We start from the raw sequence: 11,339 nt of genomic DNA, 5'->3' as shown, positions 1-11,339 counted from the left end.
TTCGGGGCCAGGACTGAATTTTCCTCCCGCTCATGGAGTTCGTGGGGGGAGACCGGGAGAGGGGCCCGGACGACGCAGTTCGCGGGGCCATTCGTCGAGCGACTGTCCCGGCCCCACATCAACCTCCCCCAGCAGTTTTGGGGGAGGTGGGCGAGTGGTGCGAGCCCGGAGGGGGCGCCCGCCCCTCGCGCCGAGGCATCCGTTGAAGATCCACACCTGGGGAGGGGTTCCTTGAGCGCAGCCGGGATCGAGCTGTCCGTCATCATCGCCACGCACGACAACCTGCCGGTGCTGCGGCAGGCGCTGGACTCGTGGCGCAGGTTCGCCGCGGACCAGCCGGTGGAGCTGATCGTCGTCGAGGACGGCTGCACCGACGGCACGGCGGAGTACCTCGCCGACCTCACCGCCCGCGGGTGGGACGGCCCGCCCCTGCGCGCCGTGCACGAGGACGACGCGCACGAGCTGGTGTGCACCAACCGCGGCTTTCGCGAAGCGCGCGGCGCGCTGGTGCTCAGCTGGCACGACGACATGTTCCTGCGGGCCCGCTGGTTCGTCCCCGAGCTGCTGGCCACCTTTCGCGCCTATGCCGACATCGGCCTGCTCAGCCTGAGCCGCGGCCTGTACTACCACCCCGTCGAAGAGCCCGTCCGCACCTGGGAAGACACGGTGGACTGGCGGCGGATGGAGAGCACCGTGGGCCCCGCGCCGCTCAACTGGGTGCGGCTGTACGAGGTGGACGGCGTGATGCGCCCGTGGGTGGTGCGCAGGTCGTGCATCGACCGCGTGGGGCCGCTGGACGAGGCGTTCCGGCCCACGGAGTGGGACGAGTCGGACCTGGCCTACCGCATCCGGCAGGCGGGGTGGAAGGTGGCCACCCACGGCTACGAGCGCGACGGCGCCTACCTGCACCAGCTCAGCACCACCTACGCGCGCACGCCGTCCGCGCGGCGGATGGAGATCGGCCTGCGCAACGGCGGGCTGTTCTACCAGCGGTGGACGGACACCATCCGCGCGGAGGACGGACGCACGCGGAAGTCGTGGCTGCGGAAGACGTCCGCCGCGGGGTGGCTGGCGGCGGCGCGGCAGGTGGCGCGCTTCGCGGCCGGACGCCGGGACGGCGCGTGAGCCGCACCCGCCGCGCGGGGGTCGCCGCGGGCTTCGGCTACCTGCAGTTCGGGCTGGCGCTGGCCTCCGGCATCCTGGTGGTCCCCTTCATCCTGAAGAACGTGGGGAGCGCGGCGTACGGCGTGTGGCTGGGGTTCGGCGAGCTGGTGGCGTATTCGGCGATGGCGGACTTGGGGGTGCTGGGCGTGCTCCCCTGGCTCGTCGCCGAGGCGGACGGGCGCGGCGACCGTGAGGGGATGCGGATGCTGGTGGCCGCCGGGATGGTGGCGGCGTCGCTGGCGGCGGTGGCGTTCGCCGTGCTGGCGCTGGGGCTGCTGGCGGTGGCGCCGGAGCTCACCGGCGTCTCCCTGGCGCAGCACCGCCAGGTGATCGGGCCGCTGATGCTGATGGTGGCGGGGCTGGCGCTGGCGTACCCGGTGCGCGTGTTTCACGCGGTGATCCTGGGCCTGCAGGACACCGGCTTCGCCGGGCGGCTGGGGGTGGCGCAGGCGGTGATGAACGTGGCCCTGATCCTGGGGCTGCTGGCGGCGGGGCAGGGGCTGTACGCGCTGGCCGCCGCGGCCACCATCCCCACGCTCATCGTGGCGGCGGCCTGCGTGGCGCGCGTGCGGCGGACGGCGCCGGACCTGGTGCGCGGGTGGCGCTGGCCCTCCGCGCGGCTGCTGCGCAGCGTGACGGCGCAGGGGCTGGGCGCGTGGGTGGCCGGGCTGGGGTGGCGGATGACCTCGGCCACCACCAACCTGATCATCCTGGCCATCGCCGGGCCCGAGGCGGCCGTGGCGTACGCCCTGACCGCGCGCCTTGCGGACGTGCTGACGCAGATGAGCTGGCAGACGCCCGACGCGGGGCTGGTGGGGCTGGCGCAGCTGCGCGGGGAGGGAAAGGAGGAGCGGGCGCGGGAGATCGCCGTCGCCATCCTGCGGCTTACGCTGATCGGCGCCGGGGCGGTGGCGTGCGCGGTGCTGGCCTTCAACCCCAGCTTCGTCTCGCTGTGGGTGGGGCCCGACAGGTTCGCGGGGCTGACGGCCAACGCGCTGGTGGCCGCGGGGGCGGTGGCGCTGTCGCTGGGCCACGCGCTCTTCAGCACGGCGGCTACGCTGGGCGCGCGGGTGCAGATCGGCTTTGCCACGGTGGCGCAGGGCGTGGTGCACGTGGGCGCCGCGCTGCTGCTGGGGCGCGCTTTCGGGCTGCCGGGGATCGCGGCGGCGGGGGTCATCGGCACGGCGCTGGTGGCGTATCCCGCCGGCGTGTTCTACCTGCGGCGGGTGACGGGGCTTACGCAGGCGCAGCTGTGGCGCGGCGCGCTGGGGCCGTGGTCCGCGCGCGCCCTCCTTCTTCTCGTTCTGGGGCTTGCCGTGGGGATCGTGGGATGGCGCGCGTCCGTCTGGCCGCCGCTGGCGGCGGCGCCGGTGCTGGGCGTGCTGTACCTGTGGTGGATGCGGCCGCTGTACGAGGGCCTTCCCCTTCCCGAACGCCTGCGGCCGGTGCTGGCGCGGCTGCGGCTGGTGCCGGAGCAGGGCGGCGCCGGGGTGCCGCTGCCGTGAGCGCCCCTTCCTGTCCCGCCTGCGCCTCGCTGGCGCTGGAAGCGGTGGAGACCATGCCCGTGGAGCGCATCGCCGCGGCGTGGGCGCGGCAGGACGCGTGGGCGGGGTACGACGCCGCCGACGTGCTGGCGCGCGTCCGCGCGGACCTGGGCGTGGATGCCGTCGCCTTTCTGCGCTGCGCGCGCTGCGGGGTCGAGGCGGCCGATCCGCCCCGCTCGTGGAGCGCCGCCAACTACCCGCCCGAGGCGTACGGCCTGGCATGGGACCACCTGCGCGCGCTGGAGCTGCTGTCCGTCGACCGGCCGCTGCGGCTGCTGGAGATCGGCTGCGCGGACGGCAAGTTCCTGGAGCGCGCCGCCGCGCTGGGCCACCGCGCCACGGGGATCGACTTCTCGGTCGCGGCGGTCGGGGCGGCGCGCGCGCGCGGGCTGGACGCGCACGTGGCCGACGTGCGGCAGGTGGCGCAGGTGGCCGGCGCGGAGCCCTTCGGCGCCGTGGCGATGTTCCAGGTGATCGAGCACCTGGAGGCGCCCGACGCCGTCTTCCAGGCGCTGGGCGGCATCGTGGCGCCGGGGGCGCGGCTGCTGGTGGGCTGCCCGGCGGACCTGCGCTACACCCGCCGCGTGCACCACGCCGACCGCATCGGCCGCGGCGACTTCTGGGACTATCCGCCGCAGCACGTGCTCCGCTGGAACCCCGACGCGCTCCGCATCTTCCTGGGTCGCCACGGCTGGCGCATGGAGATTTCCGAGTACGAGCCGTTCCACCCCGTCGGCGCCGCGGCGCACCTGGTGGGCGTGGACGGGAAGTTCGGTGGATGGTACGCGCGCCCCGTCCGCCGCCGGGTGGCCACCGCCGCCTGGCTCGCGCGCCTGCTCGCCGCGCGCGTGCGTCATCGAATGACCGGCATCCGCCTGCTCGTCACCGCCCGGCGAGAGGGGGGATGATGGCGATGATGGTCCATCAGAATCATCCGGGATGGCTGGACCGGCATCGCACCGCGGCCGCAAGGGCGAATGAATTCGCTGCAACAACCACACGAAGGCCGCCTTCGCGGACTGGCGGCTCCGGGGCAGGGGCACGTGCCTGCCACGTTGCGGGTTGGGTGCAGACGGACGAAGCAGTGTCCCGTGCGGGAGCGCGATCGAATTCTCCCCTCTCCGTGAGGAACGAACGGGGAGGGGTCGGGGGAGGGGCCCCACGGCGGACGCAGTTCGATGCCCTTCGCAGCGGGATCGAATTCTCCCCTTTCTCCCGCTCCGCGGGGGAGAGGGGCCGGGGGAGAGGGGAACCTGTCGGGCGCCAGTACGATGCCCTTCGAAGCGCCGGGATCCTTCCGAACCACACTCCCCTCTCCGTGAGGAACGAACGGGGAGGGGCCGGGGGAGGGGCACCCCGCGGACGCAGTCCGGTGCCATTCGTCGCCCCCCAACCCGTCGGTTACCCCAACCTCCCCCAGCAGTTTTGGGGGAGGTGGGCGAGGGGTGCGAGCCCGGAGGGGGTGCCGCGCGGAGTCGTCGGGTCATGACGCACCGCCCCCTGCGCGCCCTCTTCGTCAACTCCGGCATCCTGGGCCACGCCTCCGTGGCGCGGCTGTTCCAGCGGGTGGCGGATCAAGATGCGGCCATCGACGCCACGCACGTGGACCTGAGCGCGGAGCTCACGTCCGCCGAGCGCGTCCTGCGCCGGGTGATGTGCGCGGGGCCGGCGCCGGGGTCGTTTGCCGCGGCGTCGCTGGCGCTGCCGCGCTTTCGGCACGAGCTGCACGCCGGGGTGCAGGCGGCGCGGCGCATCCACGCGCTCGAGGGGGCGGGCGAGGCGTTCGACGTCATCCACTTCCACACGCAGGCCACCGCGTACGGCAGCCTGGGGCGAATGCGCCGCGTGCCGTCCGTCGTCTCCATCGACACCACGCAGCGGCTGGCGAGCGCCGAGGTGCCGGCGGGGCTCGCGCGGCTGGATTACGCGCCCAACGCCGCCATGGACCGCCGCGTCTTTCGCGCTGCCGCCGCCGTCACCGCCACCTCGCGCTGGGCCGCGGACGACCTGCTGCGCGACCAGCCCGCGCTGGCGGACCGCGTGCACGTGATGCCGTATCCCGTGCCGCTGGAGGGCTTCGACGCGGGGTGGATGGACGAGCGCGCGGCGCGCGGGGCGGACGAGCCGGTGCGCGTGCTGTTCATCGGCGGCGACTGGGAGCGCAAGGGCGGGCCGGCGCTGCTGGACGCCTGGCGCGCGGGCGAATTTGCGGAGCGCGCGCGGCTGGACGTGGTGACGGACTGGCCCGGCGTAAAGCCGCTGGACGCGGGCGGGCTGTCGGTGCACCGCGGCATTCGCGCGTACACGCCCGCGTGGTTCGAGCTGTGGCGCCGCGCGGACGTGTTCGTGCTCCCCACGCGCGGCGAGGCGTTCGGGATGGTGTTCCAGGAGGCCGCCGCGGCCGGTGTCCCTGCCATCGGAACGCGCATCAACGCCATCCCCGAGATCGTGCAGCACGGCGCCACCGGCCTGCTGGTTGCGCCGGACGACCCCGCCGCGCTGCTCGACGCCCTGCGCCGCCTGGCCGGCGACGCCGCCCTGCGGACGCGCATGGGGCGTGCGGCGCGGGCGCGCATCGAGCAGATTGCATCATTCGACCGCTACGCCGCGCGGCTGGGCGCTCTCCTCCGCCAGGCAGCGGAGCGCGGCCCGCCGCGTGCCTGAGCGGGCCAGGTTTTTCGCCCCGCGATTGAGCGGGTGTGGTCAAACCTCTCCCGACGATTGACTTCCTGAGGGAGGCGCCGCTCCGGACCCTGCGTGTACGAGGTGCTTTGGCGCCGACCGAAGGACCTCGCTGGTAGAACGGTGGGGCTGGATCTCGGCGAAAGGGCTGGCCCCTCGCGGGCGGAGAGAAGGTCCTTCGGTCGCGCGCAATCTGCGGTGTGGATTTGGGCTGCACGTGGTGCGCTCCCTCGGGAAGTCAGCTCACGCGTGACGTTGAAATGCTTGGCGGTATCGCCCGGAAGTGGCGGAGCACCGAATCATCCCTGACCCATTGGCCGGAGCCGGCTCGATGTCCCTGTCCTCCACCGTCCGCACTGCGTCCGGCGCGTTCCTGCTGGCCCTCTTCATCGGTCCCGCCGCTGCGTGCTCCCGGGGCGGCGGCGAGGGCCGCGAGTCAGGCGCGACCGCCCAGGGTTCCGCCGTGATGGGCTGGCGTCCGGCCACGCGCACCGAGTACATGGCGCTCCCCGACAGCGTGCGCATCGACGCGCCGGGCAACGACGGCTCGTTCGGCACCGGCCAGGGCGTGGCGGTGGAGGTGGAGCTGCGGATGACCGGGCACGAGGGCCGCAGCGTTCCGCTGGCGTACAGCCTGCACGACGCCCGCAACGGCCTGCCGTTCGTCAGCGGCACCATCCCCGTGACGCCCGACGCGCCACGGTGGCGCAGGCGCGGATACGTGTGGGTTCCCGTGCCCTCGCCGGGCACCTACTTCGTGCGGATGATGCTCAACGACTCCACCGGCCGCCGGACCGACGGACCGCGTACGCAGGACTTTACGATTGAATGACTTCCGGGACCCGGCCGGTGCCGATGGCTGACGAGCCCGTCCAGACCGCCGAGGGGCAGGCGTACCGGCGCCGCTCGCCGCTGGAGGCGGTGGGCGCGGCGGTGGCGCGGCTGGTGCCACAGGGGAGGGCGCGGCGCGGGCTGCGCGCCCTCTATCACGCCGTGCTGGGCGGGGGGCGCGGCATCGCATCGACTCTCCCCGGCGGCGAGACGGTGCGGGTGTTGCCAGAGTACCGTTTCATCGGCTGGAACCCGGTGGAGTACGCCGCCTTTCGCGCCGCCTCCGCGCCCGGCGGCACGGCCCTGGACGTGGGCGCCAACGTGGGCGCGTACGCGCTGCTGTTCGGCGCCTGGATGGGGCCCGGCGGCCGGGTGTACGCCTTCGAGCCGTCGCCGGGCGCGTACGACGGGCTGCGGCGGCACGTGGAGCTGAACGGGCTGGGGGACGTGGTGCGGCCGGTGCGGGCGGCGGTGAGTGACGTGGAGGGAAGGGCGGCGCTGGCGGGCGCGGACCAGCAGGGCACCAGCCGGCTGGCACAACCGGACGAAGGGGCGACGGAGATGGTGGAAACGATGACGATCGACGGATTCTGCGCGCGAGAAGGGATCGTGCCCACGCTCATCAAGATCGACGTGGAGGGGTGGGAGCTCGAGGCGCTCCGCGGCGCCCGCCGGACCATCGCCCGCGGCGGCGACGGGCTGGCGCTGTTCGTGGAGATGCACCCCACCGTCTGGCGCGAGCGCGGCCTGTCCGCGGACGACGTGCGGGCCGAGATCGGCCTGCAGGGGCTGCGCGCCGTTCCGCTGCGCGACGTGGCGGACCCGTGGGCGCTGGAGGGCGAGTGCCTGCGCCTGGAGCGCGCCCGATGAGCCCGCACTCCGGGCGCAACGCCACCGCGCAGGCCGGGTTCCCGAAGGGGCGCGACGGCTGGCTCATCGGCATCATCATGCTGACCGTGGTCATCGCCGCCGTGGTCATCGTGCGCGGACCGTACGGGCGGCCCCTTTCCGGCGTCGGCGCGGGGGTGCGCACCCTGGGGCTGCTGCTGCTGGCCGCCGCGCCGGGGCTGGCGCTGGCGTGGGCGTGGAAGCGGCTGCCGCGCTGGGGGCGCCGCACCGCCCCCATCCCCATCGGCGTGCTGACGGTGATGCTGGCGCTGATGGGCGCCGCGCACGGCGACATCTACTCCGAGCGGGTGCGGATGAGCCGCGACGCCGCCACCCTGGCCGGGGAGTCGTTCACGGCGGGCGACCGGCGCTTCTGGGCGGTGGAGGACTCGATGTCCGCCATCACCGCGCCGCCGGTGGCCAACCGCTGCATCATGAACAAGCACGGCGTGCACGTCATCCCCGGCACCTCGGGGATGACGGTGAACGCCGCCCACCGCCGCTACCGCGACCTCGCCCTGACCCGGGCGCGGCAGTACAACGAGGCCATGATCGCGCGGCTGCGCATCTCGCCGGAGGAGGTGCGCCGGGTGGCGGATTCGTTCTGCCCCGACTGACGCGGCCGGTGCGCATCCTTTTCGCCAACGACGGCATCGGCGACGCGGGCGGGGTGCAGAACTACCTGGGCGCCGTCATGCCGGCGCTGGCGAAGCGGGGGCACCAGGTCGCCCTGCTGCACCTGGACCGCCTGCGCCCCGGCGCGCCCTCGCCCGCGCCGGCGGGGGCGCCGCACTGGGGGATGGCGGAGATGGGGATGGACGCGGCGCTGTTCGCGGCGCTGGCGTGGGGGCCGGACCTGGCCTTCGTCCACAACATGCGCCCGCTGGAGGTGGACCGCCGCCTGTGCGCCGCCGTGCCGACCGTGAAGTTCATGCACGGCTACTTCGGCACCTGCGTCAGCGGGCAGAAGGCGCACCTGTTTCCCCGGCCCCAGGCGTGCGGCAAGCCGCTGGGGCCCGGCTGCATCCCCATCTACGCCACCCGCCGCTGCGGGCGGATGCGCCCGGGCTACGTGGCGGAGGGCTACCGCTGGGCCCACGAGCAGAACGGCATGTTCGGCGGATACGCATCGCTCGTCACCGCCAGCCGCCACATGCGCGCCGAGTACCTGCGCAACGGCGCCGCGCCCGGCCGCGTGCACGCCATCCCCCTCTTTCCCACCCTCTCCGGCCAGCCCACCGATCCTCCGCCCGAGTTCCGCGTCCTTTTCCTGGGGAGGATGACGGCGATCAAGGGCGGCGACGTGCTGATCCGCGCCGTGGCCGACGCGTCCGCGCGCCTGGGCCGCCCCATCCCGCTGACCCTGGCCGGCGACGGCCCGCAGCGCGCGGAGTGGGAGCGGCTGGCGTCGCGCCTGGGCGTGGCCGCGGAGTTCGTGGGGTGGGTGGATGACGACGGCCGCGCCGCGCTCTTCCACGCCGCGTCCGTCCTCGCGGTGCCCAGCGTCTGGCCCGAGCCGTTCGGGCTGGTGGGGCTGGAGGCCGGCGTATTCGGCGTGCCGTCCATCGCCTTCGACGTGGGCGGCATCCGCGACTGGCTTACGCCCGCGGTCAACGGCTGGCTTGTCCCCGGCGCGCCGCCCTCCGCGCGGGCGATGGCCGACGCGCTGGTGCACGCCGCGCGCAACCCGGAGTTGCTGGCGCGGATGCGTACGGGCGCGCGCGAGGCGGCGGAGCGGATGTCGCTCGTGCGGCACGTGCAGGCGCTGGAGCGCGTGCTGGTCTCCGCCGCCGCGCCGGCGATGGCGGGATGAGCGCGCCCGCCTGGCACCTGCTGACGGGAGAGTATCCGCCGGAGGGCGGCGGCATCGCGGACTACACGCAGCTGCTCGCCCGCGCGCTGGCGGACGCGGGGCGCCCGGTGCACGTCTGGACGCCCGCGCGCGTGGAGCCGGCGTCGGGCGGCGAAGGTGTGGCGGTGCACCGGATGGGCGGCGTTTCCGGCGCCGCGCTGCGGGAGGCGGGCGCGGCGCTGGACCGTTTTCCCGCGCCTCGGCGGCTGCTGGTGCAGTACGCGCCGCAGGCGTGGGGTCTGCGCGGGCTGAACGTCCCCTTCTGCCGCTGGCTCCTGGCCCGCCGCCGTGCGGGGGACGACGTGCGGGTGATGTTCCACGAGCCGTTCTTTCCCTTCGGCTGGCAGCGTCCCCAGCGCAACCTGCTGGCGGGGGTGAACCGGTGGATGGCGTCGCTGCTGCTGCAGGCATCCACCCGCGCCTACCTGTCCATCGCCGCGTGGGAGCCGCTGCTGCGCCCGCTTGCGCCGGCGGGGCTGGCGTTCACGGTGCTGCCCATCCCCTCCACCATCCCCTTCGCCGATCACCCCGAGAACGTGCAGGTCACGCGGGACGTGCTCACGGGTGGCGGGAAGCACCCGGTGTTCGTCCACTTTGGCACGTATGGCGACATGATCGCGCCGATGCTGGTCACGGCGCTCACCGCCCTCATCGATCGCCGTCCGGATGCGCGCGTCCTGCTGCTGGGAAGTGGAGGCGCCGCGTTCGCCGACCTGCTGCGCGCCCGGGACGCGCGGTTCGCGGACGTGTTCTGGACTCCCGGATACCTGGGTGCCGAAGCGCTTTCGTGGCACCTCCAGGCCTCCGACGTCGCCATCCAGCCCTATCCCGACGGCGCCGACACGCGGCGGACCACCCTGATGGCCTGCCTGGCGAACGGCGTCCCCACGGCGACCACGCGCGGCCGCTTTACCGATTCCGTGTGGGATGCGTCGCCGCTCCGCATGGAATCCGCGGACCGGCCCGTGCGGCTCGCGGACGCCGCGGCGGAGTTGCTCGCGACGGGCGGCCGCGAGCGCATCTCTGCTCAGACGCGGGAGTTCTACCTCGCGAATTTCGCCATGGAGCACACGATGGCGCGGCTGCTGGCGGACGAGGGCGGGGGATGAGGATCCTGCTGGTGGGCGACTACCCGGCGGACCCGCGGCTGGGCTCGGCCAAGGTGTACTACAAGCTGCGCGAGGAGTTTGCCGCGCTGGGGCACGGCTGCGACGTGCTGCTGGGGCCGGAGATCGGCGAGCGGCCGGCGAACTGGCGCGCGCGGCAGACCATCTCGCCCTGGATGGCGGACCGCGCCATCCGCCGCGCCTTTCGCGAGCGCGGCCCGTACGACGTGGTGGACGTGGCCAGCGCCGAGGGGATGGTGTTCGGCGCCCGCCGCCGCGCGAGCTTCGCGGACCGGCCCGTGATCGTCTCGCGGTCGCACGGCCTGGAGCACCTGAACTACCGGCGCACGCTGGACGACGCGGCGGACGGACTGCTGCGCAAGCCGTGGACGCGCCGCATCTGGTACCCCGGCGTGCGCCTGCCGCAGGTCGCCGCCGCCGCGCGCGTGTCGGACGCGCTCATCGTCCTGAACCCCGGCGACCAGGCGTTCGCGGTCGATGCGGGATGGAAGCCCGCCGGCCGCGTGCACGTGGTCCCCCACGGCGTCTCTGCCCGCTTTCTCGCCGACGCGCCGCCGCCGGACGTGCCGCGGGGCGGGGGCGTGCTGTTCTGCGGATCGTGGGATGCGGTGAAGGGCGCGCCGTACCTGGCCCGCGCCATGGGCCAGCTCGCCGCCTCGAGAGATGCGCCGCGGCTGACCATTTTGGGCCCCGGCCTTCCGGAGGATGCCGTCCTCGCGTCCTTCGACGCCGCCGCGCGCCCCTTCGTCCGCGTGGTCCCCCGTGCGCCGGAGGACGAGGTGATGCGGCACTATCGCGAGCACGACGTGCTGGTGGCGTGCTCCACGTACGAGGGGTTCGGGATGGTGATCGTGGAGGCGATGAGCCAGCGCCTCCCCGTGGTCGCCACCCCCGTCGGCTGCGCGCCGATGCTGATCCGCGACGGCGACAACGGCGTCATCGTCCCTCCGCGCGACCCCGCCGCCCTCGCCGCCGCCCTCCGCCGCCTGATGGACGATGCGGATTCGCGCCGTGCCATGGGCGACCGCGCCGCGGATACGGTGCAGCCCCTCACCTGGCGCGCTACGGCGGAGCGGACGCTGGCGGTGTATCGCGAGGCGGGCGGCTGCGCGGGAGAAAGGGGAGAATTCGATCCCGCTTCGACGTAGGCCGGGCTGCGTCGGCGGGCGCCCCCTCCGGCTCGCCTAGGCTCGCCACCTCCCCCAAAACTGCTGGGGGAGGTTGGGGCTGCCGCCGGGATTGGAGGCTCGA

At 74.2% G+C, this 11,339-nt stretch carries 10 protein-coding genes; all 10 read left to right on the top strand.

The window, feature by feature from the left end; genetic code table 11:
- The first annotated feature begins 231 nt into the window (after window positions 1-231).
- The 10 genes from VGC13_RS01370 to VGC13_RS01325 all read left to right on the top strand — a co-directional run bounded on the left by VGC13_RS01370 (window position 232) and on the right by VGC13_RS01325 (window position 11,236).
- Window positions 232-1,125, top strand: coding sequence for a glycosyltransferase family 2 protein (locus tag VGC13_RS01370; protein ID WP_331123394.1), 894 nt, complete (start codon window positions 232-234; stop codon window positions 1,123-1,125).
- A complete protein-coding gene (locus VGC13_RS01365; protein ID WP_331123393.1) occupies window positions 1,122-2,669 on the top strand; it encodes a hypothetical protein in 1,548 nt (515 codons plus the stop codon). Before VGC13_RS01370 ends, VGC13_RS01365 begins: the two co-directional genes overlap by 4 nt.
- Window positions 2,666-3,616: a class I SAM-dependent methyltransferase gene (locus VGC13_RS01360; protein WP_331123392.1), complete on the top strand. Its 951-nt coding sequence runs from the start codon at window positions 2,666-2,668 to the stop codon at window positions 3,614-3,616. The genes VGC13_RS01365 and VGC13_RS01360 overlap by 4 nt, the downstream gene beginning before the upstream one ends.
- A gap of 577 nt (window positions 3,617-4,193) precedes the next feature.
- On the top strand, window positions 4,194-5,372 hold the full coding sequence (locus VGC13_RS01355; RefSeq protein ID WP_331123391.1) for a glycosyltransferase family 4 protein: 1,179 nt from the start codon (window positions 4,194-4,196) through the stop codon (window positions 5,370-5,372).
- Between the two features lie 349 nt (window positions 5,373-5,721).
- Window positions 5,722-6,222, top strand: a complete 501-nt coding sequence (locus tag VGC13_RS01350) for a hypothetical protein (RefSeq protein ID WP_331123390.1) — start codon at window positions 5,722-5,724, stop codon at window positions 6,220-6,222.
- Between the two features lie 23 nt (window positions 6,223-6,245).
- Window positions 6,246-7,091 carry an FkbM family methyltransferase gene (locus VGC13_RS01345; protein ID WP_331123389.1) on the top strand — a complete coding sequence of 282 codons (846 nt, stop codon included), beginning with the start codon at window positions 6,246-6,248 and terminating at the stop codon, window positions 7,089-7,091.
- Complete coding sequence (locus tag VGC13_RS01340) at window positions 7,088-7,726, top strand: hypothetical protein (protein WP_331123388.1); 639 nt, start codon at window positions 7,088-7,090, stop codon at window positions 7,724-7,726. The genes VGC13_RS01345 and VGC13_RS01340 overlap by 4 nt, the downstream gene beginning before the upstream one ends.
- An 8-nt stretch (window positions 7,727-7,734) precedes the next feature.
- Entirely contained in the window at window positions 7,735-8,922 is a 1,188-nt protein-coding gene (locus VGC13_RS01335; RefSeq protein WP_331123387.1) for a glycosyltransferase family 4 protein, read from the top strand.
- Entirely contained in the window at window positions 8,919-10,070 is a 1,152-nt protein-coding gene (locus VGC13_RS01330; RefSeq protein ID WP_331123386.1) for a hypothetical protein, read from the top strand. Before VGC13_RS01335 ends, VGC13_RS01330 begins: the two co-directional genes overlap by 4 nt.
- A complete protein-coding gene (locus tag VGC13_RS01325; protein ID WP_331123385.1) occupies window positions 10,067-11,236 on the top strand; it encodes a glycosyltransferase family 4 protein in 1,170 nt (389 codons plus the stop codon). The genes VGC13_RS01330 and VGC13_RS01325 overlap by 4 nt, the downstream gene beginning before the upstream one ends.
- Window positions 11,237-11,339: the final 103 nt, after the last annotated feature.

Source organism: Longimicrobium sp., from assembly GCF_036399255.1.
Taxonomy (GTDB): domain Bacteria; phylum Gemmatimonadota; class Gemmatimonadetes; order Longimicrobiales; family Longimicrobiaceae; genus Longimicrobium.
Note: the sequence above shows the minus strand (reverse complement) of the source record. Positions and strands in the feature narration are given on the sequence as shown.